This window comes from Stenotrophomonas sp. 1L-E-5-B-C3, assembly GCF_057292075.1.
This window is the reverse complement of record NZ_JBXAWS010000003.1, coordinates 1-25,595: the sequence shown is the minus strand read 5'-3', so window position 1 is coordinate 25,595 and position 25,595 is coordinate 1. Positions and strand designations below refer to the sequence as shown.

Below are 25,595 nucleotides of genomic sequence, written 5' to 3'. Positions count from 1 at the left end.
TGAGCATTCCAGTGCTCCTTTCAGGATGTAGCAGGGTCGGCCTGCATCGACCTGTCCAAGACAGGGCGGCCGTGCAGCAGCCTGCAGGTGTTCAGAAATACCGACGCACTGCTGGCAAGCATGGCGAGCGCGGCCGCAAAGGGCGTCACGCCTGCTTCGAACAGCACGACAATCACGGCGAGGTTGTACGCGACGGAAAACCCGAGGTTCTGCCGGACGATGCGATCGAACTTGCGAGCCAACTCACGGGTCTCGACGACAGCGCCCACGCTGCCGTGTGCGATCACCACCCCGGCTGCGGAAACAGCCACGGAACTCGATCCTGGAATGGCGATTCCGCAGGCTGCCTGGGCCAGGACCAAGCCATCGTTGGCGCCGTCTCCCACGAAGGCGACAGGCGCTGGGCTCTTTGCCACGATGTCGGCTTTCTCTTCTGGAGAGCAGTGGGTCTCGACCCGGTCGAAGTCTATGCCCAGGTCAGCCGTCAGGCGGTCGGACGCTGCGCTGGAATCCCCGGTCAGCAACCAGAGTTTCAATCCCTGCGCACGCAACTGCTGCAGTGACGAACGAGCATCGTCGCGAGGGGCATCCTGTAGTCGCAAGGAGCCGAGCCAATCCCTGCCTTTGGCAACGTGTACCAGCCCCGGCATGCCATCTTCCGGCGGCATGCCCTCGACACCCGCGGCAAGCAGCCAATTCCTTTCACCCACCCGCACGGCCTCGCCGCCGGGCACCTGCATCGTCACGCCTTTCGCGCATGCCGTCACCTGGCATCCGTCGGGCTCGCACGCGCTGCTCATTCCAGACTGCCGGGCCGCGAGGACCACCGCGTGTGCGATGGGGTGCACGACGCCGGCCTCAGCCCTTGCCGCAAGGTCGATGAGGTCCTGTTCAGACCATCCCTCCCGCGTCTGGATGCTGACGATACGCATCTGACCGCACGTCAACGTACCTGTCTTGTCGAACGCCATGATCCTCGTGCGGGCCAACGCTTCGACGCTCGCAGAGTCTCTTAAGAGGACGCCGCGCCGAGCGGCCTCGCGGCAGGTAAATGCGTAGGCCAGCGGCATTGCCAGACCGACCGCACAAGGGCAGGCTGCGACAAGGATGCTCAGCGCACCGAGCAACGCCCGATCTGCACTTGTGCCGCTCCACAGGTAATGGACGAAGGCGAGCAGAGATGCCGTCACCACGACCGGAAGCAGTATCCGGACGAAGCGCTCGGCCGTCTCGGACAACGACGACCGGGCGCCAAACAGCTCAAGCATGCGCAGGCCGAGGACATCCAATCTTCGCTCTCCCGCACCGGCGGTCACGTGGACCGTCAGAGGACCGCGCAGGTTCACGGACCCGGCGAAGACCCGCTCGCCAGGCTGAACGCTGCGAGGAACGGACTCGCCTTGCAGCAGCGAGAGATCGACGGCCGACTTTCCCGCCACGACGATGCCATCGACCGCGATGCGCTCGTTGGCGCGTATCAGAACGGTATCACCGGGCGCAAGCTCTGCCAGCAGGACGGTGCTCTCGGCCTTTGTGCCGCCGGACGAAGTCAGCTTGGTCACGGTTTCCGGCGCAAGGCTGCGCAATGCTTGCACGGCAAGTCCGCTCTCCTGCCGGGCATGGATTTCGATCAGTCGTCCGATCAGCAGAAAAGTGATCAACATGGTGGCAGCGTCGGTGTAAATCGCCACGGCCCCCATTGCCAGGGAGCCAACCGACACAAAGAGGGAACCCAGGACAGCAACAGAGGCAAAGACGTCCATCCCGGCGATCCCGGCACGCAGTGAACGGGCGGCGGCGCGGTAGAAGTCCAAAGCCGAATATCCGACGACGGGAAGGCTCGCTACGACGCTGGCCCAAGCAATGGCGAGCGCTGCCCCCTCGTCGGCATTGAGGTAAAGCACCCATGAGCCGAGCATGCTCCACATCCCGAAGACGACTGCAACGGTAAGCTGCAAGCGGATCTTCCCAGCCTGCCGCTGCAGGGCCGCTTCCAGCTCATCGGTGCCTTTCAACGGCGACAGTGCGTAGCCCAGGCCCTCGGCCTTTCGCAGCAGCAAGGGGAAGTCGATCGACTCCGGGGCCCAGGTCACAAGTGCCGAGCCCGAGGTGAAATTCACCGTCGCCGAGACCACGCCGGGAACACGCTGCAGGACGCGCTGCAAGGCCATCGCGCAGCTCACGCACCAAAGCCCGTCCACGGAAAACACCATCCGGCCCGCGACACGGGCCTGCTCATAGTCGAAATCCGCGCCGGGACTACGGTCCGCTCGTGGCATCCGTTCCAACCCCAAGCAGCTTCCCACCCAAGACCTTCCCGTAGTAGCTTTGCTCACCTTCGTGGTATTTCTCCAGCGCCTCAGCCACGGTTCCGGTCTGGCGTGTGTCCTTGGGGCGTTCGTGGCTGTTGATGAATGCCGCCACGTCCCAGGCCTCCTGTTCAGTCAGGCTGTACGGCTTTCCAAGGGGCATGTTCGCCCAGATGAAGCCCGCTGCGGTATCGATGCGGGCCATGCCGGCGCCCCAGTTATACGACTCTGCTCCCCAAAGCGGGGGGAATCGCATTTTTCCGTTCGCCTCCCGGGTCCCCTGTCCATTGGGACCATGGCACAGCGCGCAATTTTGTTGATAGACCGCCAGGCCTCGGCCCACGTCGTAGTCGTCCTTTGGCTTCGCCACCTTGGGATAGAGCGCTCCGCGCGGCTTGTTGCCAGCAGGCAACCCATCGGCCATCCAGGCCATGTAAGTCATGAGATCGCGGTACACGTCGCTGCCAGCAGGTGGCGGCTTTCCCGAGGACGACGCCTGGGCGTTCATCGAATAGGTGAAACATCCCATGATCCGGTCTTCGAGCGTGCTGATGGTCCCGGTCTTGCTGCGAAAAGCGGGATAGGACGCATAAGCCGCCCACATCGGTGCGGCATTCTCGCGGCGTCCCGAGTCGAGGTGGCAGTTCGCGCAGGCCAGCGAATTGCCCACGTGGTCCTTGACCATGGCGCCAGTGTCGGTGAAGATTTTCATTCCTCGCCGGATGGCATCGCCATAGGGTCCCTTCGGAATGTCATCCTCCGCAGGCGGGATGTAATAGCCGTCCGCACCGACAGGCATACCGGGCGCAGACGCCTTGGCGTCTTTTGCATAGGCCTTGCGAGCAGCTTCCATGTCTGCTCTCGAATAGGGCGCGGCCGAAGGAATCGTGACCGTTTTGCCGCTGATCGCGCTGTACAGACGCCCGATGACGCCGCTCTCGTAGATGCCGTAACCCGCCGAAAACAGCAGGATACCCAGCCCCGCGGCATAACCGGCACGCCTGAGTGTCCCCGTATGCGCAGAGCGGCGATCACCGTTGTTCATCATGATTGCCTCCTTTGCTGCCTGGACGCAAAGATCCGAAATACTGAGCCACATCGCGCATGTCTTGCTCCGACATGCGCGACGCGATGTCATCCATCAAGGATTGCGGCGAGTTGTGGCGATGGCCGCCTTTCCATGAGACCAACTGGTGGAAGATGTACTCGGGCTGCTGCCCCGCCAGCGCAGGGAAATGGCCACCGACGCCCTCGCCCTGCTGGCCATGACAGGTCACGCACGCCGGGATATCCTTTTTCCAGTCGCCGGTTCGGCTCAGTGCCTCTCCACGTGCCGCGTCTCCGCCCAGATCGACGGGCGGGCCGACAACGCGCGGCAACGCGGCGTAGTAGGCCGCGACTTGCCCGATTTCCTCGGCGCTCATTGCGCTGGCCACGTACTGCATGGACTCGTTGGGGCGGCTTCCGGTGGCGAAGTCGTGGAGTTGCTTCGCGATGTAGGCTTCGGACAAGCCAGCCAGCGCAGGCGTCAGCCCCGCGCCGGCACCATGGTCGCCGTGACATGACGCGCAGGCCCAGACGATGTCGTTCCCCTGAAAGACGAGCGCCGGCGCGTCAGCGGCAACTGCGGGGGCCTGCTGCTTCGGCGCAACGGCCCCGCCAATCGCCGCCCCGCGATTCGGCGCCAGGTCGGCGATGTAGCTCAAAGCGCCCCAGATCGCCAGCGCCAGGAAGATGGCCAGCACAAACAAGGGAATGGGACGCGATTGCTCCCAGGGGTCGAACGTCGGGTCCACGTCTTGAACACGACGCCCCTTGCCGCTCAGATCGGATTTCATCTGGCCCCTCATTGACGCGAGCCCTGCTGAGTTTTCGGATCGTAGCCACGATCACGCAACGTCGCCTCTTTGGCGCTGACGGGGTAGGAACGATCCAGGCTCAACAGGTACGCGACCAGGTCGAGCGCCTCCTGGCGGGCCACCACCACCTTCCCGTCCGCAGGGCGGTACTTCTGCGGCAGCTTGACCACGACCTCGCCGGGCGCGGCCTTCTCCTTGACCTCGAAGAGGAAGGGATACGAAGGCATGATGCTCCAGTCGAAAATGGCCCTGGGCTGGTACAGGTGGGTCAATTGCCAGTCCCGGCTTGGCAGACGCACCCCGACATTCAGCAAATCGGGGCCGGTGCGCATCGTCCCGAGCAGTTGGGGGGCGTCGTAGGCGTAATCACCCGGCGTGGACGGCCTTCCCCAGCCCCGGGCCTGGTCCGCCAGCGTCTGGCCGCTCGAACGGGGCTGCTGGCTGTGACAGTAGACACAGCCATTGGCCACGTACTGCGCACGGCCTCTCAACTGTTCGATTGTGTAGTTCTGCAACTGCGCAGGTGCCTGGACCGTACGGACCTGCAGGCCGGGGAGCACCACGAGCATGATGGTCGCGAACACCAGGATTCCGACAGCGCCGACGAACAATGGAATCAGCCGGTTCATGCGTCACCTCGCCGTTTCGACCAGAGCAGGGCCATCGCATGGAAGGCAAAGACGAAGTGTCCCAGCGTCATCATGCCGCCGCCCACCGATCGACCTTCGAGATACGGCACGATGTTGCGGGTGATGTCGGCGAAACTGGTCTGCGGATCGAGCAGCGACATGCCTTGCAGAAAACCGCCGATGGTCAATGATAGGAAATAGATCAGAAAACCCAAGACCGTCAGCCAATAGTGGAGGGCGATGAGCCGCGGACAGGGCCAGTTCTTGCCTGTCAGGTAGGGCAAGAGATAGTAAAAGGCGCCGAACAGCACGATGGAGACGAATGCGTAAGCCCCCAGGTGCGCATGCCCTACCGTGTAATGCGTGAAGTGGGTGATCGAGTTGATGGCCCGTACGGCCTCCAGCGATCCCTGGAAGGATGCGGCCGTGTACATCAATGCGCCCGTGGACACGAAGCGTAGCGCCATGGACTCCTTGAACGCCCAGAAATTCTGTGCGACCGTCACGTGCTGATTGATCGCCACCGCGATGACAGGAATGAACATCATGACGCTGTGCACGATCGACAGCGTGACCACCCACGTCGGCACTGGCCCACCGATCAGGTGATGAATCCCCACCTGGCTATAGAACAAGGCGAGGCCCCAGAAGCCCAGCAGCGACACACTGTAGGAATAGATCGGCTTGCCGATGATCTTGGGAATCAGGTAGTAGGCCGCGCCCAGGCCCAGCGGTGTCAGCCAGAGGCCGAGCACGTTGTGCGCGAACCACCAGTTGGTGGTCGCTTGCTGCACGCCCGAATGCAGGCCCGGGATATTCGCGATGAAGAACAGGATGGGGAACCAAGCCAGTCCCGCGAGGTAGTACCAGCCGCTGACGTAGATGTGGTGAACGTTGCGTTTTCGGGTCGTCGCGATGGCGGACCATGCGATGAAGAAGCCGCCGAGGGCCAGGACAATGTCGATCTGCCATGGGATTTCGAGCCATTCCAGTCCGTCGCTCCATCCATTGGCAATGGCGATGGCGCCGGCCGCCACGCCGAGGGCCCACAGCACCGCGCCCACCATCGCCATGGCGGGCCTCCGCAGGGGCGTATGAAACATGCGAGGGATGATCCAGAGCGCGACCGCAATACCTCCTGTGGACAGCCAGCCGTACGCGACCAGGTTCAGATGGACGGTGCGCGCGCGCCCGAAGGTGGTGAACGCCTCATTCGCCAGCCAGTCGGGCCAGTGCAACTTCAGTGAGGCAATCATCCCGAACAGCGAGCCAACGATCAGGAACACGAAGGAAACGATGGACAGGACCAGTACGACGTTCCTACCCGGGGCGTCGACGCCGGCACGCAAGGCGTCGAATCGATGCTCGGCCGCCCCTTCATCAAATGAAGATGGGTCATCCGGGGTGCCGGCCTCACCCTCCAGGAATATGGTCGAAGCCTCTTTCTTTCCCGCACGAATCTGGCGCGTCACGATGGACCAGATCAATGCGCCCAGAGCCGCCAGCGAGACGATGAAGCTCAGAGCAAGGAGTAACCCAAGGCTCTCATTCATGGGCGCTCCAGAAATGGCGCGCAACCGTTCGAATTGGTTCCGATGCCAACCACTGGCGTTGGCGATAGTGTTCCATCAGGGCTTGCCTCGGCATTTTTTTTATGAATGTCACAGGTGAATCGCGAGAATGATGGTCAGCCTCGATTAAGCGAAAGTTAAGAACGTTCTTCGAGGCGCCCCGCGTTCTTTGACAGTGGGCAGCCTGGATGGCGAGAGCCAAATACAGTCGGCCGGGGTATTCGAATCGTCGTGATGCGAAGGTCTCGTTCGCCTCGCGGCAGACGCCGACGCTGCGCCGGGGTCTGCCCTGGCACGGGTCGGGACGAACGCTCGTTCGCCTTGCGCAGGAAATCACAACGGAGCACGTATCCGTTGTACCCACCCGCATCCCGAAGGACCGTCAGCCCTGGAAGGGGTAGCCGGCGTTGAGGGTCGAAGGGCCGAATGCCGCCCTCCTTTCGCCCGCTGTTCGCCCCCACTAAAGGCGTCGGCTTCCCATGTCCCGGCGACGACGCACGCCGCTGCTCATCCGTCCGAGAGGACAGGATGCGCGAGCCATTCGCGGCCCTTGAGCATGCCGTCCCAATAGACCGGCGGCAGGATGCGTTCCTTCAGCAGCCACGCCAGCGATGACGGCCGTTTGCCGTCGATGAACCATTTCGGAAACGAAGGTGCCAGCTTGCCGCCGTAGGCAAATTCCGCCAGCACGATCTTGCCGCGCTCGACGGTGAGCGGGCAGGAGCCATAGCCGTCATAGCTGGCTAGGCGCGTGGACCCGCTCCGGGCGGCGAGCAGGTTGTGCGCGACCACCGGCGCTTGCTTGCGCGCGGCCGCGGCAGTCTTGGCATTGGTGGTGTTGGTGCAGTCGCCCAGTGCGAAAACGTTGGCGTACTTCTTGTGGCGCAGGCTCGATGGGTCCACGTCCACCCAGCCCGCACCGTCCGCCAGTGGGCTCACTCGGATGAAGTCCGGCGCCTTCTGAGGTGGCACGGCGTGCAGCAGGTCAAATGGACGGGTGATGCGCTCTTTGGTGCCGTCGGCGTTCGTGCGGACAAAGGTGGCTTCATGCGCTGCGCCATCGACGGCCACGAGCTGGTGGTTGAACTGCAGATCGATGCCGTAAGCCTTCACGTACTCCATGAGCGCAGGCACGTAGTCCGGCACGCCGAAGAGCACGCCTCCCGCGTTGCAGAACTCGATGTGGATGTTCTTGAGCACACCGTGCCGCTTCCAGCGATCGGCCGAGAGGTACATCGCCTTTTGCGGTGCACCCGCGCATTTGATGGGCATGGGCGGCTGCGTGAACAGGGCCTGGCCGCTCTTGAGGTTCTGTACCAGTTCCCAGGTGTAGGGCGCGAGGTCGTAGCGGTAGTTGGAGGTGACGCCGTTGCGGCCCAGTGTCTCCGGCAGGCCCTCGATGCCGTTCCAGTCGAGTTTCAGGCCCGGGCAGACCACGAGCTGCTGGTATTTGACGACGCGGCAGCCGTCGAGCACCACGGCGTTGCGCTCGGGCTCGAACGCGGCGACGGCCATCTTGATCCACTTGACGCCGCGCGGCAGCACGCTCGCCATCGTGCGCGCCGTGTGCGCAGGTGGAAAGATGCCCGCGCCCACCATCGTCCACCCCGGCTGGTAGTAGTGCACGTCCGCCGGGTCGATGATGGCGATGTCCGCGTCCGGCTTGCGCGCGAGCAGACTGGACGCCACCGCGATGCCCGCCGCGCCCGCGCCGACGATCACGATGTCATGCGTGGCGTCCACGACCTCGGTGGGTGTGCGACCGCCGTTGGCGATGCGCCGGGCCACGCCGGAAAGCTCGTAGCCGGCACCGCGTGCGGCTTCGAGGATGGAGGCCAGCGGCTGGCGCTGTGCTTGGCTCAGCGCCCACAGCGTGGCCGAGCGCGTGCCGGTGCGGCAGTAGGCGAACACCGGGCCAGGCAGTTGCGTCATCAGCGTCCCGAAGGCCTGGGCCTGCTGGTCGGTCACTTTGCCGGACTCGACCGGCAGGTAGGTCGTCGCCATACCCAGTGCCTGCGCGGCTTGCTCGATTTCGCTGAAGCCGGGTTGGTCGCCCGCTTCTCCATCGGGCCGGTTGCAAACCACCGCGCGGTAGCCGGCTTCGGCGATGGCCTTCAGGTCAGTAGCAGCGATCTGGCCGCTGACGGCCAGTCCCTGATCCAAGGCTTTGATGTCCATGAGGTCTCCTGCCCGAAAATTGTCCTTTCAGCCGGTCGGTGCCGCTCTCAGAGGGCATCGATGGGAATCTTGAGGTAGTGGACGCCGTTGGATTCGGCGGGCGGCAACTCGCCGGCCCGCATGTTCACCTGTACGGAGGGCAGCAGCAGCACGGGCATCGCCAGCGTGGCGTCGCGCTGCTCGCGCGTGGCCGCGAAGTCATCCTCGCTGATGCCGTCGCGCACATGGATGTTGTGCGCCCGCTCCTCGGCCACGGTGGTTTTCCATTGAAGCTCGCGTCCCCCGGGGCGGTAGTCGTGGCACATGTAGAGCACGGTCTCAGGCGGCAGCGAGAGCACGCGGCCGATCGAGCGAAACAGCGTGCGTGCGTCGCCACCCGGAAAGTCGCAGCGCGCCGTGCCATAGTCGGGCATGAACAGCGTGTCTCCCACGAAGGCCGCGGCAGGCGCGTCAGATGTGGTGTTGTCCTCGACCACATAGGTCATGCACGCAGGCGTATGACCGGGGGTGTGCATGGCCCGCACCTGCAGCGTTCCGAGCATGAAGGTCTCGCCGTCGTCGAACAGACGGTCGAACTGCCGGCCGTCACGCGCGAACGCCGGCTCCGCGTTGAAGAGCTGGCCGAACACCTGCTGTACGGTACGGATGTTCGCCCCGATGCCGGTGTGGCCGCCCACGAGCGACTGGAGATACGGCGCGGCACTCAGGTGATCGGCGTGCACATGCGTCTCCAGAATCCACTGGACGCGCGCGCCCAGTTCCCGCACGCGCTCGGCCATGCGGTCCGCACCGGCGCGCGAGGTGCGGCCGGATTTGGGATCGTAGCCGAGCACACTGTCGATGATGGCGCACTGACCGCTGTTCGTGTCGAGCACGATGTAGCTGAAGGTGCTGCTGTCCTCGTCAAAGAAGGGTTCGATTTTCACGGTGCCTTTGCCTCGCTGACGTATGACCCGTCTGTTGTCGCCCATGCTCCTTTGATCGGATGTTTTCTGGGGCGTTCTCAAATGTCAGATGGTGTCCGGGCCGAATTAACTCAAAATTAAAAATCTGTCGTCGCATGTTCCTGCCGGCCGGCTGCCGGGTGAAGGAATCGCTTCCCCGCCCGTTGACTCAGCCGGGCAGCGCGCGGCGGTTCCAGGGCATGCGCATCAGCACGCGCGCGAGCCCACAGAACCCCGAGACACCGGCGAAGACCAGCCCCGCGCCCACGAAGCCCGAAAGCACATGGAACCATGGCGAGACCGTGGCACCCAGCACTGCACCGAGCACGATCAAGGACCCCGCAACAATCTGCACCTGCCGTTGCAGTTCCAGGGGTTGAGAGGCATCGGCCACGACGGGCAGGCCGGCTTTCTTCCATGCGTCCAGGCCGCCTTCGAGCACGTAGGCGTCACAGGCCGTGCACGCACCCAGCGTCGGGGCGTTCACCCGCGTCCGGTTGCCCGAGCGGCAGTGGAAGATGATTGCCGAAGCGCCGTCGAGCGGCAGGCCGCCACTTCGCAGGCGGTCCATCGGCACATGGCGTGCCTGTGCGATGCGCTCACGGGCATGTTCGTCCGCCGCACGGATGTCCACCAGGACGGCACCCTGGTTCACGAGTTCGCTGGCGGCTTGGGGCGAGATGGATTTCAGGGACATGGCAAGGGCCTCCTAGGGCGGATCATGGACAAAAGATGGCCTTGAGCGTGGCGATGAGCTTGGCCACGTCCGGATTGTCGATACGGTAGTGCAGGGTCTGCGACTCGCGCCGGTAGGTCACCAGGCCTTCCTCGCGCATCTTGGCCAGATGCTGGGACAAGGCGGACTGGCTCAGCGCCACGTTTTCGTGCAGGGCGCCGACGGTCATCTCGCCATGCTCGATCAGCAGGCACAGAACGAGCAGGCGATGCTCATTGCCGACTGCCCGCAGCATGGCCGCAGCCTTGGCCGCGCCGTCCTGTAGAAACGACTGGTCTTTCTTGTCAACCATCATGGCAGCTTGTATTTCATGTTTATCTAATTTAGCATAAACTAATAAAAGATCAAGGAAATTCCTCCAAGGCAGGGAGTGCTGCAGGTCTTCCGGCCGGTGTTCCCATGCTGCGGTATGGGTTCACCTGACACCTCATTCCTGATTTCTTCATGACGCCACCTGCTTCGCTGCCACCGCCAATTGCGACAGACGCTCGACGCAATGTAGGACTGCTGATGGCCGCCCAATCACTGGGCGGCGCCGCGCCACCCATCATCATTTCGCTGGGCGGCATCGTGGGCCAGATGCTGGCCAGCAACCCTTCGCTGGCCACACTGCCGGTCAGCCTCTACAACCTGGGGCTGGCGCTGTCGACCATCCCCGCGGCCCTGCTGATGCGTCGTCTCGGCCGGCGCGCGGCTTATGCGTTGGGGGCGCTGCTGGGTTCGGTGTCCGGACTCATCGCCGCATTGGGCGTCCTGTGGGGCAGCTTCGAGACCTTCTGCATGGGCACGGCGATGGCCGGCTTCTACGGCGCGTGCGTGCAGAGCTACCGCTTCGCGGCCAGCGATGCGGTGCCGCCGCCGCAGCGCGCCACCGTCATCTCGCGCATCATGATCGGCGGCCTGATCGCCGCGGTCATCGGCCCGCAGGTCGTCATCTGGACGCGCGACGCCTGGCCCATGGCGCCGTTTGCTGGCAGCTTCCTCGGGCAGGCAGGCTTGGCGCTGTTGGCCTTGCCGCTGCTGCTGATGCTGCGCATGCCGCCGCCCCAGGCAGCGGCCGTCGTGGGCGCGGCGCGCCCGCTGGCGGTGATCGCGCGCAGCCCAGGCTTCGTCGTGGCCGTCACGGCGGGCATCGTGTCCTACGGTTTGATGGCTTTCATCATGACCGCCGCGCCGATGGCCATGGTGGGTTGCGGCCACACCGTGGGCGAGGCCGCGCTGGGCATCCAGTGGCACGTGCTGGCCATGTTCGCGCCGAGTTTCGTCACCGGCCACCTGATCGCGCGTTTCGGCAAGATCGCGATCACGGCGTGCGGACTGGTGTTGATCGGGACCTCCGGCCTGCTGGCCCTGGCCGGGCTCGAACTTCTGCACTTCTGGGGCTCGCTGATCCTGCTGGGCGTGGGCTGGAATTTCGGCTTCATCGGTGCCACGGCGCTGGTGACCGACTGCTACGCCGCGCCCGAGCGCGCCAAGGTGCAGGCACTCAACGACTTCCTGGTGTTCGGCACCGTGGCCGCCGCCTCTTTCGGGTCGGGCCGGCTGCTGAACAGCTCGGGCTGGGAAACCATCAACGGACTGATGCTGCCGCTCATCGCGCTCGTGCTGGCCCTGCTGGGTTGGCTGGCTTGGCGCAACCGCCAGCAGTCGGCGGCAGCCGCCGCGCCATGAAGCCGTCTGGGTCCGGTCGAGCGTGCGGGTCAACCCCGTTTCATATTCGATGTTCCAAAACCATGAGGAGTTCGCGATGACGACAAGTTACCGGCAACTGACGCAGGACGTGGTGGCCAATCTGGCGCCTCTGCACAAGGGAGTGCCGCAGGTCATGAAGAGTTTTGGTGAGATGGGCAAGGCAGCCATCGCCGACGGCGCACTCGACGCCAAGACGAAAGAGCTGATCGCGTTGGCGATCGGCGTGGCCGCACGGTGCGATGGCTGCATCGGCTTTCATGTCAAGGCATTGGTCAGGCTCGGCGCGACGGCTGCGGAGGTCCATGAGGCCCTGGGCGTGGCCATCTATATGGGAGGGGGCCCGTCGGCGATGTACGCATCGAACGCGGTGGCCGCCTTCAACGAGTTCGCGGCGCTGTCCAGCAACCCGGGCGCGCCGGCCAGCGCCCCGTAGCCTGGGCCCGGACCGTCGTGCGGCGCCGCGGACCGCCTGCATCCGGTGCCAGAGCTTCGCTCCCTCCAACTTGCATCCCCGCAACCACTGTTTACCACAAAGGCCTAACCATGCAGACCACCGACTTCGTTGCGACAGTTTTTGATGGGAGAAGCAATCCCAACAAGGTGACCGTGACCTTTACCATGGCACTCAACGCGCTGCTCAAGGGACATACGGCGACCATCGTCCTGATGGTGGAAGCCGTGGAGCTGGGAAAACCCGGCGCGGCCATTGGGTTGGACATCGGCAAGCCTTTCGAACCCGTTGCCGATCTGCTGGAGAAGTTCTTGGAGAAGGGAGGTCGCATTGCCATTTGCGGCTCTTGCATGATCCACAACGGCATGACCGCCGCGCAGATGGACCCGCGCTTTAGCGTCATCAATGCAGCCGATGTGGTGGAGTTGCTGATGGGCGCCAGGGGGTCCTTGCAAGTCACCTGAGCCCAACCATGACACGATCAAGCGTCGCTGGCTGAGGCCTGTGGCGCGCGTCTTGGAGATCAAGCATTCAGTTGTACCTTGTGCGCCTTCTTGTTCACGAACTCGCCCAGGCGCTCCTGCACATCGTCACCTTGCTGGATCATGGCCATCACCAGCCCCTCGGTGAAGAGCCCGTCCGTGGCCGACATGTCGGCGATGCGGCTGATGGCGCTGACGATGGCGTAGTTGGAAAGCGGCGCATTGCCCGCGATCTTCTTTGCCAGAGTCAGGGCCAACTCCGGTGCGGGCGTGTCGCCTTTCGCGGTGTCGCAAACGTAGTGGGCCAACCCCAGTTCGCGGCCTTCCTGCGCATCGAGGACCCGTCCGGTGAGCATCATCTCCACCATGCGCGGCGCGGAAATGATCCGCGCAGTGCGCACCGTCGCGCCGCCGCCCGTAAAGATGCCCCGCGTGCCCTCGGGCAGCGCAAAGAAGGTGCGGCTGTCGGCAACGCGCACGTGCGCTGCGCTGGCCAGTTCCAGACCGCCGCCCACGACCGCGCCCTGCAGGCAGGCGATCACGGGAATGCCGCCATGCTGGATCTTGTCGAACGCGCGGTGCCAGCCCTGGCAGACGCGCATGAACTCGACGCCGCTGCGCGCCTTGTCGTGGTGCTCCTTGAGGTCCAGGCCGGCACAGAAGTGATCGCCCTTGGCCGTTAAGAGGATGGTCCGGATGTGGCTGGGCACCGCCGAGAAATAGGCGTCGATAGCGGCGATGGCATCCTCGTTGAGCGCGTTGCGCTTGTGCGCCATGTTGAGCGTGACGATGCCGATGTTGCCTTGTTCGGAGGTCAGCAGAATGGGGTCGGACATGAAGTTTTCCTGGCACTGGGTCATGAACATGGTGGGCTGTGGCGGGCAGGTCGACGTGCTCGGTCCGGCGGGCATCGGCCGCCGCTGTGACGGCATGGCCCGCGCCGAAGCGGGCCATGCCGTTCAAGGCCGAGGCTCCATGCCAATGTCGCCATTCATGGGCATTGAGCTTGGCCTGGGCGCGAAATGGCGGATAGACCCCTGGAGTCGCGGTCAAGCCTCACAGTCGATACTATTAAGGGGCGTTTATCTTTTCCATGCCCGTAGATTACCCACCAGGGATGCTGGGCTCAATTGCCAATAGCGTCGTGAAGTTTGCAAAAACTGACAATCTCGTCCGGCCGCCAAGAGGGCTTCCTGCGAGCCCAAAGGCTGTCGCGGCGGCCACGGTCTCATGCGACCTGGTGGAGGATCTGCTGCGCAGCCTGCGCTCGCTGTGCTCGGACCAGGCCCTGGATCGCTGCCTGCAGCAGGCCGGCATCGTGAAGGCATTTATCAACCACCCCGGCTCGCGTCTCACGCACGATCAACTGGTCGGGCTGTACCGGCGAAGCGCCGCCACCACCGGCGATGAAATGATGGGGCTGTGGAGCCGGCCCATACGGACCGGCGCTTTGAAGTACATCGTCCGAGCGGTCATGGACGCGCCAAGCATCGAGGTAGCGCTGTATCGCTTCACGCAGGTCTGGAACCTGCTGCTGGACGACTACAGGCTGAGTCTCACGAAGGCAGACGCCTCCTTGCGCTTGGACCTTGTCCCGCGGTCTTCCAACACGGGGGTGAACCGATTCGGGCACGCACTGATGCTGAAGCTGACGCACGGCATCGTGTCATGGCTCGCCGGCCGAGAGGTCTCGGTGCGCACTGTGGGCTTCGCTTTTCCACGCCCGTCCTTTGCTGCCGACTACTCGATCCTGTTCCCGGCCCCGATCGATTTCTGCGAACCTTACTCTCAGGTCACCTTTCACGCCGAACTCGGAAAGGTCCAGCCGGAACGCAGCGCGTCCGACGCGCGCAGCTTCCTGGAGCAGGCGCCGCGCGACTGGATTTTCACCTCCTACCACGAGCACGCCCTGCGGCTGAAGGTGCGCGAGTTGCTGCATATGGATCTCGGACGGACGCTGGATGATGTTTCCAGCCGGCTGCACATGTCCTCGCGGACACTGATACGCAAGCTGCAGCAGGAAGGGCTGTCGTTCCAGGGCATCAAGGATGAGTTGCGCAGGGATCTGGCCATTCTCCACCTTGTGCGCAACGACGGCTCACTGGAGGAGATATCCGATGCTTTGGGCTTCAGTGCCCCCGCCGTCTTCCATCGCGCGTTCCGCCACTGGACAGGTATGACCCCCGGACGATACCGAGCGGCGCAGCAAGGCATTTCCCAAGTGGTTACGCTCTGACCTGTGCACCGAAAAGCGGGCATCCGGACCTCGCCACTGGATATCCTCATTTCGCAGCCAGCGAGGCCTCACGCCCGGCCTCCTCGTTGGCGAGGCACAAGTAGGGGTTGTTGGGCGGCACTCGCTCGAACAACGCACCGGGCTGCGTTAGCAGGTAGCCGTGCAACTGCCGCGATTTGCGCGGCCCTGTGACGTGGCAAGTCCAGATGTTCAGGCCGCTGGCCTGCTTACGGTGCACGGCCAGCTTCTCGAAGCGTTTTTGTACCCACTGCCACGGCTCCAGTTTTTCCTGGCGAGCAATGGCTGCCAACTGCGGATGCTCTTGAGCGTAACGCTGGAACACGCCGGGACTGACCAGGTACGCGGTGTCGTCCACGGAGTGCACCAGCGCCTTTGCGTCGTTGATGATGAGCCGGCGGGAAGCGATGCCCTGTTTCAGCCACGCCATGAAGTGCTCGCCTGATGGCGGCGCTGCCGAGGATGTTGGCACTGGCACTGGCACTGGCACTGGCACTGGCGCCGGTGACGAAGGCGAAGGCGAAGGCGAAGGCGAAGGCGAAGGCGAAGGCGCGGCCAAGCTTGGTGCTTCGGGGCGCACGGTAGACGTCTCTTTGGGGAGCGCTTCCGCATCCTGCCGGGTCTCGGGCGAGCCTCCCATACCCACCATCGACAGCATGTCCTCCATGACGTCGGGCACGACCTGGGCCTTCAATGGAGGCGCCGAGAGGGGGCCACCGCTTTCCCATGGCGGAACCGACGGGCCGTCCGAGTTGGACTGCGGCCCCTCCGTCGTGCGGGTGGCGGAAACATCGGCCTCCTTACCCGTGGACGCTGCGTCGATCGCCACTGTGCCGGTAAATGGTACCGGCCGCTGCCCCGGCTCCCAGATCAGCGCGGGTGCGAGGCGCAACAGGGTGAACGAGTGGGACCAGCCGGTGGCGCTGGTCACGGTTGCGCGCCAGACTGCCTTGCCGTCGTATGACGGCTGCAATATGCCGTGGTCCTGCAGCACATTGAAGACGGCGGTGTTGTTGGCCGGGATGCCGTCGATGCCCTGGGACAGCAGGTGCGCACGCAGCTTGTCCGAGACCGTCTTGCTCACCAGCCACAAGGCATCCTCGGTGAGCCAGCCGTCTGAGGCCTCGGGCTGGTTCAGCTTCAACTCTTCCTTGAGCAGGTAACGCAATCCGTCGAGCAGTTTGCGTTGCAGCGCGTGCTTCGGTGCGGCCATGGCGCGCGCCGGGTCACCGCCCAGTTCCTGGGCCACCGAGGCGCGGTCGGCCTGCACGACAAGTTCGCCCAGCACACCCGCGTGCTCGTACTGGCCGGCCAGGACATAGAGTAGCGGTGCCCACAGGTCGGGATAGCCACTGAGCCAGTCCAGGGCATCACGGTCGAGCAGTTGGCGGTAGAGCAAACTTGTCGCGGCACTGTGCAGGCGGTATTCGCGGTCGTCGCGGTAGCGGAAGCGGTACGGCTGGTGCAACGGGCCATGCCACGGGTGCCAAGTGCTGCCGTCGGCAAGCTCGACGTGCAGATCGACGGCGATCTTGCCGATGTCATGGAGCAGCGCGGCATAGGCAACGGCGGCGGTCCAGGCCTCGGACTGTGCGGCCTGGTCCTCGGGACTGGCGCCGATGGGCAGCAGATGGGACTGGCGCAGCTTGAGCGCATAAGCAACGATTTCGAGGCCGTGGTCCAGCATGCCGCCCGGATAGGCATGGTGATGCGCCTCGGAGGCCGGGAAGGCCTGGACCAACTCGGCGTAGCGTTCCAGGGGCGCGCGGTACAGGGTGGCGAATTGCCTGCGTGAGAGCGAGGTGCGCTGCCAGATGTGCTCCAGCAGTTTCTGCCGGCGCGGGGTGGCCAGCATCGATGCGGCAGACTCGGGCCGCAGCAGCCCTTTCGGGAGGACGGTGGCGGGTGGTGGCGTGGGCGCGGCAGCGACCGGGGGCCGTTTTCGCTGGAACAGGGAGAGCATGCGGGTGTCCTCTGGGGGGCCGGCCGGGAGGCCTTTTCGCCTTTTCGAGGTAGGGCCTTTCCCCTTGCACCCCATTCCCTTGCCGTTTCGGCCCTTTGGCCTTTAACCGTTTCGGTATAGCGGGACATGGGGTGCGGCTCCAGCGTCAATGGGGAACCCGCTGGAATGGATTGGACAGCGAGCCGGTGCCGGTCGCGGCTCTATGCTGCCTGGACGCCACTTCCGCCAGGCAGGTGCGTAAGGCGACAAAGTTGACAAACGCGACAAGGGAGACTAGAGTGAATCCTGTCTCAAACCTGCCTGGGAGATCACCATGCCCAATGCCATTGAATTCATTGCCGACCATCTGCCGCGCGTCACGGTGGAGGATGTGCGCCGCTTCGCGGATACCGTCGAAATCCGGGATGCCACGGCTTTCGCGGCCGAGTTGCAGGCGTTCGTCCACGAGCGTGTGGAGGCGGTGAAGCTGCCCGCCAGCCTGGAAGCGGAGACGGTGCAAGAGGCCCTGGCACGCAAAGCGGGCGCGCTGCGCGCCGAGACGCGCTGGGCGCCGAGTGAAACCGACGTCCAGCGTGGCCGCGGCGCGCTGCTGGAAACCTTCAACCAGCCGCACAACCTGGCGATCCCCGAGTACGCCAAGCTGGCGGACAAGTCGCGCCAGCAGATCTACAAGGACATCCTCGCGCGCCGGCTGCTGGCGCTGAATGTGGGGCCGCGCGGCCAGAAGCTGCCCGACTGGCAGCTCGACCCGGTGAAGCAGCAGTTGACCCAAACCGTGCTTCAGGAGGTCGAGGGCATCGACCACTGGACGATCTACCGCGCGCTGTCCGAACCGCTCGAAGGTTTGGGCGGACGCTCGCCGGTGGATACGGTGACGCATGGCACGATCGATGACGTGGCCGAAGCGGTGTTCAACGTGCTGGGCGTCCAGGTGCATTGAGGCAAGACTGCCATGAGCCGCGAACTGCCCTTGTTCCTGATCGATGCGGGTGAACTGCTCCAGCATGTGAGCCGCGTCGTCTATCGGGGCAGCCCGCTGTACTATGGCCGCAGCGGCACCAATCGCTACGACGACCCGGCGCGGACCTACGGCGTGCTCTACCTGGGCCGCGACCTGCCCACGGCGCTGATGGAGTCGGTGTTTCACAAGCACCAGTGGCTGGCGGATGAAAAGCGCTCGATCGCGCTGAAGGAAGTCGAGAGCCGGCTCTTGCGCGCCGTGGGCGTCCTGGACGACGTGCGGCTGGCCGATCTCACGGCCGAGGGTGTCATGGCGGGTTACTTCGGCCTGAACCTGGAACAGTTGGCCAGCCGCGACTACACGCACACGCAGCAGGTGTCCGCCCAGGTGCATGCGATGCTCGGAGACGACGGCCAGCCGCTGTTCGACGGGGTGCTCTATCCGTCGCGCAACAACTATCCCGCCAAGAGCATCGCCCTGTTCGAGCGTGCGGCAGCAAAGGTTGGCGTTGTCGATGACATCGACCTGGTGGACCATGTGGACTGGCCGCGCTTCGTTGCCACGTATCGCGTCGGCGTGGAACCCGACCCCGGCCCGGTGGAACCGGATGACGAAGCGTCCTGAAGCAGCAAGAGAGCACATTGAAGCCCCAAACAGAATGAAATGGACCAAACTGGAATAGGCCTCTGTAGCAGGAGACGACCATGAACACCACGACCCGCATCAGCACTGCAGAACGCCTCGGCCGCACCTTTGGCCGCGGATGGCGCGCCTACGCGCGCGGCGAACGTCGGGCGTCGAACTGGTTGGTGTCCAAGGGGGTGCCGGCGGCCATTGCCACCGCGCTCGTGCGGGTGGTCAAGCTGGTTGCGCTCGGGATTCTGGTGTACACCACCTTCTGGCTGGCCCTGCTGCTGGTGTGCGTCATGGTCGTTGCCTGGATGGCCCGTAACGCCGACTTGGGCGAAGGGTTGCCCGAGCCAGAGTGGCGAAACGGACCAGCAGGATTCGGCCTATACACCTATGACGGTTTTCGCATTGATCCTCATGTCGAGGACGACTAGCAGTCATCACTTCTTCGAAACTGCATTGATCGCAATGCTTCCGCCCCTCCCGCCAGCAGCCTTGGCATCTCCGGTGGCACCAGCGAGGCCTTGGAGCACGTTGCCGGCGCGAACGCCCGCCCAAGCCAGGGCCATGATCCAGAACGTGGGCAGTACGATGAACATCGTGCCCGTGACGAACATCAGGAGCATGTCGCCGAAAGCGTTGTTCAGGCCCACCAGCGGGTCGAAGTTGGTATGCGGCCGGTTCCAGCCGAAGCCCCAGCCATAAAGCGCATCCAGGATCGTTGAATCGATCCAGCGCGCAAGCTGAAACCAGAAGTCCGTGAAAAACAGCGCAAACTGCACGACGCTGACCGTGACGACCGTCTTCAGGTCATAGGTGCCCACGACCAACACGAGAGGAATGCAGATGACCAGCGCCATTTTTAGCAATGCAAGCACCATGGGCAGGGCCTGCCTCGCGACGTCCATGGCTGGAAATGCAGCAATCGCGCCGACTGCCATCCCAACATCGCCCGTGGCCCGCGTCACGATGTTTGGCAAGGTCTTGTCGATCTGGCCACCGTAGTCCGTATAGACGCTGCCTTGGTTCAACTTCTGCTGCCGCGGTGACGCGATCGTGCGGATCACCGAATCGTCCACCTCGGCCCGGCTCAGGAAGCCAGCCCAGCCCGCCAGGCGATTGAGCAGGCTCGGGTCCACCTGACCCAGCAAGCGTGCCCGCAAGCCATTGCTCCCATCGCTCCACCACTGGCGGCAGGTAGGGTAGCCGCCACCGCTGGCCACCTGCGCAAGCCCTGCGTCGCGGGTGCTGTCATAGGGCCAGTCCTCGCGCGGGGTGCTGGAACGGTATGTGTCGTAGTAGCCGTTCGTGTCCGTGAAGAAGCGTGAGCCGATCCAGGTCACGTCGTGCATCTGCTGCTCATCGAGTTGAGGCCGCTGCATGAACAATTTCGCCCGCGCAGCCCCATAGCAATCCCGCGAGAAATCCGCTACTTCCTGAGCCAACACTGGGTCGTCAATGCGAGTCGCGTCGATCTCCATGCGCATCTGCCGCAGGTCCGTGCCGCACGGGATTGCCGCCACCGAAGCGCCGGTGACGGCGCGCGAGAGCGTGTGCATGAACGCCCACCACACCGGCACCTTCGCCGACTGGTTGTTGATGGTGCTGAAAGATTGCGACCAGCCGGTATTCGAGGGCTGCGGCACACTGACCTGGCACTGGGCCGAGCGTGAGCTGTCGTACTGGATGGTGTTGAGGTCCACGTCGATGAACGGGATGCCCGCGAACATCACCACCACGATGGCGACGAAGACCCGGTTCTCGATGCGGGCGGCGCTCAGCACGCCTTTATTGCCCTCGTCGGCGCCTTCTGCACGGGCCTTCAACCACTCCTGCACGATGATCGCCACGAAAGGCAGCGCGAAGACGCCGCTGGACACCAGCACGGCCCAGATGCCGTTGTTGACGATCCAGGACACCAGCGTCAGGTAGTACTCCAGGTAGTCGGTCGTGAACAGCGTCATGGCGCCATCTCCCCTCAACCCGCCTGCATCAGCAGGCTGGCTTCCAGCGCCACGATGGCGACGACGCCCGCGATCTCGGTGCGCACCAGGCGGCGCCGCGCCTGGGCGTCGTCCTCACGTACCAGCAGCCGGCGGCGCATCCAGATCCACCCGTACACCGTCGCCCCGTATAGACACAGCCGCCACACGAAGAAGTAACCCGCGGCGGCGGCGAGCCACCGCTCCCAGCCGGCCACGCTGCCGACCAAGTAGATGCCGGCGATGTTGGCCGCGACCGCGGCGGCAACGATCAGCACCGTCCACAGCAGCGCCTTCGCCGCACGCCGGCTGAACAGCCAGCGCAAGGGGCGCCAGGTCATGCGCGCCGCGCTCATGGCCTGGCTCCTGGATTGCCCTTCTGCAACTGGTCGAGGCGGTCGGGCACCGGATCGCCCTCATAGATGCCGCGCGAGCCTGCCGCGCGCGTGCCATGGCGCTGGATGATCGCCATCGGCGAGTTGTTCGCCAGCTCGCGCCGCAGTTCAAGTTCGGTCTTGAGGTTGCGGATCTCCCGGTCGAGCGTGTCGCTCTCGTGGTTCACGGCCTCGACCGCCAACTCGTTGGCTGCCACGTTGGGCTCTTTCTTGCCGGTGAGCAGCGTGCGCTGGAGCAGCAGCGCCTTCTCCAGCACCGACGACAGCGCCACCTCGGACGCGAGGCGCCGCGCCAGCAGGTCCTGGTCGGGCTCATCGCGCAGCGCCTCGATCACGCCGCGCGTGATCGGCAGCGACGTGCTGCCAGCCTCGCGCAGGTTCTCAAAGGTGGTATTGCGCGTGCCGGAAACCAGCTCCTGAAGGACCTCCAGCTTCGCCTCGTACTCTTCCTGGATCAGCGGCGTCAGCCCGACGCCGGGCACCGTCTCGGTCTTGGTGCAGGAGTCGCACGTGCGCTGCACCTGCTCTCCGAGGACCCGCGTGGCCCATTCGGTCGCCTGCTGCGGCGACGTCCAGGTCTGGCAGGACAGGCTCGCGCAACTGGTGGACGCGATGGAGGAGGTGTCCGTCACGCCGCGACCGTTGACCAGGTTGTAGCCCGCGCGAGTGACGTCGCCGACCACCCGGATGGCGGACTGGCCCGCGCCACCGGCATTGCTGCCGCCCACCCAGGGAACGCCGTCGTTGCCGCGGCGCGTCTCGGCCTGCTCGACGGCCGACACGGCATCGTTGCTGCCAACCGCGTCACGCAAGGCCATGCCTTCGGCCATTTGGCTCCAGCCAAGCTGGCCACCCGCCGTCTCGGCCATCTTCTCCGCCATGGCGCGGCACGTCAGCTTGGAGCGGTCGAAGTCCAGCCGCGCCTGCAGCACGCCGTTGGTCAGCAGGTTGTACAGGCCCGGATCGGCGCGCTGAATGATCAGCGCCGGCAGCGATGCAACCGCGCTGGTCGCGCTCTGGATCACGTTGCTCATGATCTGCTGAAAGCCGTTCGTGATGCCGTTGAGCTGATTGCGCAGCGTGGTCTGGATGCTCATATCGCCGCAGATCAGGTTGCTGTTCCACCCCACGCCGACCCCGATGGAGCGCATGCCGGCCGCGCGGCCCATGGACACCGCACTGCCACCGCCGATCGAGTACATGACGTCATCGCCGAGGACGGGGCCGCTGTTCTGGTATCCGACCTGCGCCCACGCCAGGCCGCAGACTAGAGCGAGCGTGCCGGCCAGCGCCGTCGGGCGCAGCAGGCGGTACGCCTTGGCGGAAAGGTTGATCGGTTCAGGACGCTTCATCGTGGCACCTCAGAGGAAATCGACGCTGCCCAGGAACACCTGCCCGCGGCGTTCGCAGCACGCATAGGGACGCCACAGCGCCCAGGCGTAGTCGCCTTGCTGGGCCTGGGTCAGCGTGCCGCTGTGCGGGAACACCACGCAGGTGTTGGACAGGCGCGGCGTCAGCTCCTGCCACTTGCCCGTAGAGGCATCACCCTCCATCAGCGCGCCGGCCGGCCAGTAGCCGTCGCGGGCGTTGGCAAGCAGCGGCTGGTACACGTGGATCTGCCCGCGGCGCGTGACGACATCGCCCGCGCGCTGGGCCACCACTGCCCCGGATTTGTGGTCGTCGGTCTGGTGCAGGAAGCCGCCGCGCGGATAGACGTTGCCCCAGAGATTCATCGTGGTGCGCGCACCGACCTCGCGCATGCCCGGAATCAACGCCTCCGGGTAGGCCATTTCAGGCACGTTGTAGCGCCAGGCCAGCGTGTCCAGGGTGCTGAGCAGATACGGCATGAAGGCCGTGCCCGCGCCCTGGCAGAAATAGCCCGACGACGACGCGAACTGGTTGAACACCTCCCCGCCAGGATGGCCGATGACATCGCTGTTCTTGAATTTGGCGAGGTTGTTTTCGTGGTCTTCGTTCGTGGTCCCATCCCCACCTGCCTGTGCGGATGGGTTGGGCGTGCTCATCGCCTGCACCTCGACCCAGGGGTTCTCTCCGGTGTTGCTGTAGCTGGAGACGACCGCATCGGGCACGTAGTGCCGGACCTTGGTGGATGTGCGCACCGTGCAGCCCGTCCAGGTGCAGTAGAGCCAGTAGCAGATGCCCACCACCCGGTACTCCAGGCAGTCCGGCGACATGACGGAGGACACGATGGTGGCGGTGTTCAAGGCGTAGCTGCCCGTGGCGCTGATCAGCAGCAGCGAGGCCACGGCGACGCGCAGGCGGCGCAGCAGGTCGAATGGGCGATGGGTCACGGCTGCGTCCTCCGGTGTTGCTCGATGCGCGCGACGGCCCGGGCCACGTCCGGCTCGCCATAGACCACAAAGCGTTGATCCACCACGACGGCCGGGATGGTCGTGACACCCAAACTCCATGCGTCGGTGACGCCCTGGTAGGCGGTGCCGATGCGGCGCTGAAGATCGGTGCCGCCTTGCTTCAGGCGTTGCCGGACGATGGCTGCTGCCCGCTCAGGGTCGGCTGGAAGATTCGCGGAAAGCTCGGCCTCGATCCGGGGCGTTTCGCCCAACTCGATCAGTCGCTCGCCGCCCATGGTCTTGACCGGGTGGCGGCTGTCGGTGACGACCACCACGTCGGCGGCGAAGGTGGCCGGGCTGAACACCGCCAGAGACGTCGGCAGCGCCACGGCCAGGCCAAGGGTTCGCCAGCCTGGTGCGAACCGGGTAAAAGCTGCTGGCATGTCATGTGCCCCGGAAGTTGATCAGGGCCATAGTCAAACGCCGAACCCCAGGCGGCCCCAACAAACAATGCGCATCGCGGCCACCCCGCATACCTGCTTGCGTCGCCGCAAAGAAAAAAGCGGAGGCCGAAGCCTCCGCGCTGATCAACGAAGCAGTGCAACCCTTACAGCAGGCCGGACTCCGCAAAGGAGAACGGGGCACCCTGGCCGACGATGATGTGGTCCAGTACCCGCACATCGATGAGCGCCAGCGCGGCCTGCAGTTGCTGGGTCAGCATGCGATCCGCGCTCGACGGCTCGGAAATGCCCGAGGGGTGCTGGTGCGCGAAGACCACCGCGGCGGCCTTCAACTCCAGCACACGCTGCACGACGACACGCGGATAGACCGAAGTCGAGTTGATCGTGCCCCTGAACAACGGCTCGTAGGCCAGCACCTGGTGCATGCTGTCCAGGAACACCGCGGCGAATATCTCATTGGGCTCGGCGACCAGCTTCACGCGCAGGTAGTCGCGCACGGCCGTGGGGTCGAGGAGTTTCGCACCCGCTTTGAAAACCCGCTTCTCCAGCAGTGCAATGGCTTGCTGGATGATCCAGTCCTCGTGTTGGGCAGCGATGGCGGAAAGCGACTCCAGGCAGGAGTCATTGACGACGAAAGACATGGCGAACCTCCAGACGGTGAGATCGGAGGGCGCGCGCCCTGGGAGGGCAAGCCCTCCTGGGGAACGAACAAGGTGCATCCATCACCGCGGCAGCGGTGATCGTTCGCGGCCAGGATGCGAGGCGAACGGGTTTCGGTCAGCGCAGTGGACTGCGCCGTAGCCTTGAAGACCGGGGCTACCTGGGCATGTCGCCGACGACGTCGGCAGGCATTTCCGATGTAGTAGGTGTGGCGGCGGGATCGCCGGCCGCGAGCATGTCCATGGCCGACAGCAAGGCATCGCCCTCGATCGGACCCTGCAGTAGGATCGCCTTGCCGGTTTCGCGATCGTGCAGCCGCAGCGACGGCGTGGCGGTCACGCCGCTGCTCGTGGCTTCCGCCGTCTGGGTGCGGATCGGCGCCTCGGGCCGTTCGCTCGCCAGACACTGCTCGATGGCTGGCGTAAGGTCGGGGTACCGCAGGTCCTCGGGCAAGCCCTGGCCGTCGCTGCGCGTGTGGGCATAGACCCACTCGACAGCCTGCCAGAAGGCGGCATGGCCGCCAGATTCGCCGGCGCACTCCGCCAGGCCCGCTTCGGCAGACGCGGCCGGCTCATGCGCGGCCAACGGGAGGTGGTGCCATTGCAAGGCCACGTCCGCGTTGCCGGCCACCCAACGCTTGAGCACTGGGAAATAGGATCGGCAGAACGGGCATTCGAGGTCCGCGTAGAGCGTCAGCGTGAAACGCCCTTCCGGATTTCCCATCTGCCACGGAGGCCCGGCCACCTGCGTCACGCTGACCGGCGTTGAAGTCTGGGGAGTGGACTTGCCAGAATAGCGGGACACGAGCCAGATCAGCAGCAGCGCTACCAGCACGGCGGCCAACACCCAGGGCCAGCTGAGCCTCCAGCGCCGACGGCGGAACGCCTGTACCTGCATCGGAATGGATGGGCGTTTCTGTTCCATGGCGTTCTCCGGTGTACGGCAGATTCAGGGCAGGTCCAGGGTCGGCGACTCGATGCCACGTGCCCGGTCGATCTTCTCAGCCACCTTGAAGGCGGCATCCAGCTCGCTGACGCCGTGCTGCTGCATGAGCTGGTAGCGTTCTGCCTTCTCCTCGGGCTCGGTTTGCGCGAGCGCGAGGTATATACTTTTCTGCACTTCTCTC

At 64.7% G+C, this 25,595-nt stretch carries 25 protein-coding genes; 7 read left to right on the top strand and 18 right to left on the bottom strand.

All coding sequences use genetic code 11. The features are described 5' to 3' along the window. Window positions 1-20 precede the first annotated feature (20 nt). The 9 genes from AC0Z6F_RS05080 to AC0Z6F_RS05040 form a co-directional block, all read right to left on the bottom strand. Window positions 21-2,213, bottom strand: a complete 2,193-nt coding sequence (locus AC0Z6F_RS05080; protein WP_230878316.1) for a heavy metal translocating P-type ATPase — start codon at window positions 2,211-2,213, stop codon at window positions 21-23. A 46-nt stretch (window positions 2,214-2,259) separates the two neighbouring features. Beyond that, on the bottom strand, window positions 2,260-3,357 hold the full coding sequence (locus AC0Z6F_RS05075) for a c-type cytochrome (RefSeq protein ID WP_020204491.1): 1,098 nt from the start codon (window positions 3,355-3,357) through the stop codon (window positions 2,260-2,262). Beyond that, the gene (locus AC0Z6F_RS05070; protein ID WP_020204492.1) at window positions 3,341-4,147 is read right to left on the bottom strand and encodes a c-type cytochrome; all 807 of its coding nucleotides are present in this window, start codon (window positions 4,145-4,147) and stop codon (window positions 3,341-3,343) included. Before AC0Z6F_RS05070 ends, AC0Z6F_RS05075 begins: the two co-directional genes overlap by 17 nt. 8 nt (window positions 4,148-4,155) lie before the next feature. Beyond that, window positions 4,156-4,797: a cbb3-type cytochrome c oxidase subunit II gene (locus AC0Z6F_RS05065; RefSeq protein ID WP_020423863.1), complete on the bottom strand. Its 642-nt coding sequence runs from the start codon at window positions 4,795-4,797 to the stop codon at window positions 4,156-4,158. Continuing rightward, window positions 4,794-6,350, bottom strand: coding sequence for a cbb3-type cytochrome c oxidase subunit I (locus AC0Z6F_RS05060; protein ID WP_020204494.1), 1,557 nt, complete (start codon window positions 6,348-6,350; stop codon window positions 4,794-4,796). The genes AC0Z6F_RS05065 and AC0Z6F_RS05060 overlap by 4 nt, the downstream gene beginning before the upstream one ends. Window positions 6,351-6,875: 525 nt before the next feature. Beyond that, on the bottom strand, window positions 6,876-8,546 hold the full coding sequence (locus AC0Z6F_RS05055; protein WP_020204495.1) for a bifunctional protein tyrosine phosphatase family protein/NAD(P)/FAD-dependent oxidoreductase: 1,671 nt from the start codon (window positions 8,544-8,546) through the stop codon (window positions 6,876-6,878). 47 nt (window positions 8,547-8,593) lie between these two features. After that, window positions 8,594-9,472: an MBL fold metallo-hydrolase gene (locus AC0Z6F_RS05050; protein ID WP_020204496.1), complete on the bottom strand. Its 879-nt coding sequence runs from the start codon at window positions 9,470-9,472 to the stop codon at window positions 8,594-8,596. Window positions 9,473-9,659: 187 nt separating this feature from the next. Further along, a complete protein-coding gene (locus tag AC0Z6F_RS05045) occupies window positions 9,660-10,187 on the bottom strand; it encodes a rhodanese family protein (RefSeq protein WP_020204497.1) in 528 nt (175 codons plus the stop codon). 22 nt (window positions 10,188-10,209) lie between these two features. Further along, the gene (locus AC0Z6F_RS05040) at window positions 10,210-10,521 is read right to left on the bottom strand and encodes an ArsR/SmtB family transcription factor (protein ID WP_020204498.1); all 312 of its coding nucleotides are present in this window, start codon (window positions 10,519-10,521) and stop codon (window positions 10,210-10,212) included. 149 nt (window positions 10,522-10,670) lie between these two features. Between AC0Z6F_RS05040 and AC0Z6F_RS05035 the strand changes: the two genes are divergently transcribed. The 3 genes from AC0Z6F_RS05035 (at window position 10,671) to AC0Z6F_RS05025 (ending at window position 12,833) form a co-directional block, all read left to right on the top strand. Then, complete coding sequence (locus AC0Z6F_RS05035) at window positions 10,671-11,897, top strand: MFS transporter (protein WP_052165953.1); 1,227 nt, start codon at window positions 10,671-10,673, stop codon at window positions 11,895-11,897. 76 nt (window positions 11,898-11,973) lie between these two features. Continuing rightward, entirely contained in the window at window positions 11,974-12,351 is a 378-nt protein-coding gene (locus AC0Z6F_RS05030) for a carboxymuconolactone decarboxylase family protein (protein ID WP_020204500.1), read from the top strand. Window positions 12,352-12,461: 110 nt separating this feature from the next. Further along, window positions 12,462-12,833 (top strand): DsrE family protein, encoded by a 372-nt coding sequence (locus AC0Z6F_RS05025; protein WP_020204501.1) that lies wholly within the window; start codon window positions 12,462-12,464, stop codon window positions 12,831-12,833. A 59-nt stretch (window positions 12,834-12,892) separates the two neighbouring features. On the opposite strand, the gene AC0Z6F_RS05020 is transcribed toward AC0Z6F_RS05025, so the two are convergent. Continuing rightward, complete coding sequence (locus tag AC0Z6F_RS05020; RefSeq protein WP_029043919.1) at window positions 12,893-13,687, bottom strand: crotonase/enoyl-CoA hydratase family protein; 795 nt, start codon at window positions 13,685-13,687, stop codon at window positions 12,893-12,895. A 281-nt stretch (window positions 13,688-13,968) separates the two neighbouring features. On the opposite strand from AC0Z6F_RS05020, the gene AC0Z6F_RS05015 reads away from it, so the two are divergent. Beyond that, window positions 13,969-15,087 (top strand): AraC family transcriptional regulator, encoded by a 1,119-nt coding sequence (locus tag AC0Z6F_RS05015; protein WP_258015210.1) that lies wholly within the window; start codon window positions 13,969-13,971, stop codon window positions 15,085-15,087. 46 nt (window positions 15,088-15,133) lie between these two features. Here the strand turns inward: AC0Z6F_RS05015 and mobH are convergent, their stop codons facing one another. Beyond that, window positions 15,134-17,068 carry a MobH family relaxase gene (gene mobH / locus AC0Z6F_RS05010; protein ID WP_231522158.1) on the bottom strand — a complete coding sequence of 645 codons (1,935 nt, stop codon included), beginning with the start codon at window positions 17,066-17,068 and terminating at the stop codon, window positions 15,134-15,136. A 313-nt stretch (window positions 17,069-17,381) separates the two neighbouring features. Between mobH and AC0Z6F_RS05005 the strand changes: the two genes are divergently transcribed. The 3 genes from AC0Z6F_RS05005 to AC0Z6F_RS04995 all read left to right on the top strand — a co-directional run bounded on the left by AC0Z6F_RS05005 (window position 17,382) and on the right by AC0Z6F_RS04995 (window position 19,093). Then, window positions 17,382-18,008: an integrase gene (locus AC0Z6F_RS05005; protein ID WP_180889233.1), complete on the top strand. Its 627-nt coding sequence runs from the start codon at window positions 17,382-17,384 to the stop codon at window positions 18,006-18,008. 12 nt (window positions 18,009-18,020) lie between these two features. Further along, window positions 18,021-18,653 (top strand): RES family NAD+ phosphorylase, encoded by a 633-nt coding sequence (locus AC0Z6F_RS05000; RefSeq protein WP_003121528.1) that lies wholly within the window; start codon window positions 18,021-18,023, stop codon window positions 18,651-18,653. Window positions 18,654-18,733: 80 nt separating this feature from the next. Continuing rightward, window positions 18,734-19,093 carry a DUF3742 family protein gene (locus AC0Z6F_RS04995; protein ID WP_003121527.1) on the top strand — a complete coding sequence of 120 codons (360 nt, stop codon included), beginning with the start codon at window positions 18,734-18,736 and terminating at the stop codon, window positions 19,091-19,093. 6 nt (window positions 19,094-19,099) lie between these two features. Here the strand turns inward: AC0Z6F_RS04995 and AC0Z6F_RS04990 are convergent, their stop codons facing one another. The 7 genes from AC0Z6F_RS04990 to AC0Z6F_RS04960 all read right to left on the bottom strand — a co-directional run bounded on the left by AC0Z6F_RS04990 (window position 19,100) and on the right by AC0Z6F_RS04960 (window position 25,393). Beyond that, entirely contained in the window at window positions 19,100-20,623 is a 1,524-nt protein-coding gene (locus AC0Z6F_RS04990; protein ID WP_003119993.1) for a conjugal transfer protein TraG N-terminal domain-containing protein, read from the bottom strand. Window positions 20,624-20,637: 14 nt separating this feature from the next. Beyond that, window positions 20,638-20,997: a hypothetical protein gene (locus AC0Z6F_RS04985; RefSeq protein ID WP_128472767.1), complete on the bottom strand. Its 360-nt coding sequence runs from the start codon at window positions 20,995-20,997 to the stop codon at window positions 20,638-20,640. Beyond that, window positions 20,994-22,388 (bottom strand): integrating conjugative element protein, encoded by a 1,395-nt coding sequence (locus tag AC0Z6F_RS04980; RefSeq protein ID WP_180889232.1) that lies wholly within the window; start codon window positions 22,386-22,388, stop codon window positions 20,994-20,996. The genes AC0Z6F_RS04985 and AC0Z6F_RS04980 overlap by 4 nt, the downstream gene beginning before the upstream one ends. Before the next feature lie 9 nt (window positions 22,389-22,397). Continuing rightward, complete coding sequence (locus tag AC0Z6F_RS04975; RefSeq protein ID WP_180889231.1) at window positions 22,398-23,348, bottom strand: TIGR03756 family integrating conjugative element protein; 951 nt, start codon at window positions 23,346-23,348, stop codon at window positions 22,398-22,400. Next, window positions 23,345-23,791 carry a TIGR03757 family integrating conjugative element protein gene (locus AC0Z6F_RS04970; RefSeq protein WP_003109772.1) on the bottom strand — a complete coding sequence of 149 codons (447 nt, stop codon included), beginning with the start codon at window positions 23,789-23,791 and terminating at the stop codon, window positions 23,345-23,347. Before AC0Z6F_RS04970 ends, AC0Z6F_RS04975 begins: the two co-directional genes overlap by 4 nt. Window positions 23,792-23,955: 164 nt before the next feature. Beyond that, window positions 23,956-24,450, bottom strand: coding sequence for a JAB domain-containing protein (locus tag AC0Z6F_RS04965; RefSeq protein WP_003090203.1), 495 nt, complete (start codon window positions 24,448-24,450; stop codon window positions 23,956-23,958). 175 nt (window positions 24,451-24,625) lie between these two features. Next, window positions 24,626-25,393: a DsbA family protein gene (locus tag AC0Z6F_RS04960; protein ID WP_180889230.1), complete on the bottom strand. Its 768-nt coding sequence runs from the start codon at window positions 25,391-25,393 to the stop codon at window positions 24,626-24,628. Window positions 25,394-25,595: the final 202 nt, after the last annotated feature.

Bases quoted from the DNA above. Each gene is read 5' to 3' on its own strand.
- AC0Z6F_RS05080 (WP_230878316.1), bottom strand. From the start codon at position 2,213: ATGGTGTTTTCCGTGGACGGGCTTTGGTGCGTGAGCTGCGCGATGGCC.
- AC0Z6F_RS05075 (WP_020204491.1), bottom strand. From the start codon at position 3,357: ATGATGAACAACGGTGATCGCCGCTCTGCGCATACGGGGACACTCAGG.
- AC0Z6F_RS05070 (WP_020204492.1), bottom strand. From the start codon at position 4,147: ATGAAATCCGATCTGAGCGGCAAGGGGCGTCGTGTTCAAGACGTGGAC.
- AC0Z6F_RS05065 (WP_020423863.1), bottom strand. From the start codon at position 4,797: ATGAACCGGCTGATTCCATTGTTCGTCGGCGCTGTCGGAATCCTGGTG.
- AC0Z6F_RS05060 (WP_020204494.1), bottom strand. From the start codon at position 6,350: ATGAATGAGAGCCTTGGGTTACTCCTTGCTCTGAGCTTCATCGTCTCG.
- AC0Z6F_RS05055 (WP_020204495.1), bottom strand. From the start codon at position 8,546: ATGGACATCAAAGCCTTGGATCAGGGACTGGCCGTCAGCGGCCAGATC.
- AC0Z6F_RS05045 (WP_020204497.1), bottom strand. From the start codon at position 10,187: ATGTCCCTGAAATCCATCTCGCCCCAAGCCGCCAGCGAACTCGTGAAC.
- AC0Z6F_RS05040 (WP_020204498.1), bottom strand. From the start codon at position 10,521: ATGATGGTTGACAAGAAAGACCAGTCGTTTCTACAGGACGGCGCGGCC.
- AC0Z6F_RS05035 (WP_052165953.1), top strand. From the start codon at position 10,671: ATGACGCCACCTGCTTCGCTGCCACCGCCAATTGCGACAGACGCTCGA.
- AC0Z6F_RS05030 (WP_020204500.1), top strand. From the start codon at position 11,974: ATGACGACAAGTTACCGGCAACTGACGCAGGACGTGGTGGCCAATCTG.
- AC0Z6F_RS05025 (WP_020204501.1), top strand. From the start codon at position 12,462: ATGCAGACCACCGACTTCGTTGCGACAGTTTTTGATGGGAGAAGCAAT.
- AC0Z6F_RS05020 (WP_029043919.1), bottom strand. From the start codon at position 13,687: ATGTCCGACCCCATTCTGCTGACCTCCGAACAAGGCAACATCGGCATC.
- AC0Z6F_RS05015 (WP_258015210.1), top strand. From the start codon at position 13,969: ATGCTGGGCTCAATTGCCAATAGCGTCGTGAAGTTTGCAAAAACTGAC.
- mobH (WP_231522158.1), bottom strand. From the start codon at position 17,068: ATGCTCTCCCTGTTCCAGCGAAAACGGCCCCCGGTCGCTGCCGCGCCC.
- AC0Z6F_RS05005 (WP_180889233.1), top strand. From the start codon at position 17,382: ATGCCCAATGCCATTGAATTCATTGCCGACCATCTGCCGCGCGTCACG.
- AC0Z6F_RS05000 (WP_003121528.1), top strand. From the start codon at position 18,021: ATGAGCCGCGAACTGCCCTTGTTCCTGATCGATGCGGGTGAACTGCTC.
- AC0Z6F_RS04995 (WP_003121527.1), top strand. From the start codon at position 18,734: ATGAACACCACGACCCGCATCAGCACTGCAGAACGCCTCGGCCGCACC.
- AC0Z6F_RS04990 (WP_003119993.1), bottom strand. From the start codon at position 20,623: ATGACGCTGTTCACGACCGACTACCTGGAGTACTACCTGACGCTGGTG.
- AC0Z6F_RS04985 (WP_128472767.1), bottom strand. From the start codon at position 20,997: ATGAGCGCGGCGCGCATGACCTGGCGCCCCTTGCGCTGGCTGTTCAGC.
- AC0Z6F_RS04980 (WP_180889232.1), bottom strand. From the start codon at position 22,388: ATGAAGCGTCCTGAACCGATCAACCTTTCCGCCAAGGCGTACCGCCTG.
- AC0Z6F_RS04970 (WP_003109772.1), bottom strand. From the start codon at position 23,791: ATGCCAGCAGCTTTTACCCGGTTCGCACCAGGCTGGCGAACCCTTGGC.
- AC0Z6F_RS04965 (WP_003090203.1), bottom strand. From the start codon at position 24,450: ATGTCTTTCGTCGTCAATGACTCCTGCCTGGAGTCGCTTTCCGCCATC.
- AC0Z6F_RS04960 (WP_180889230.1), bottom strand. From the start codon at position 25,393: ATGGAACAGAAACGCCCATCCATTCCGATGCAGGTACAGGCGTTCCGC.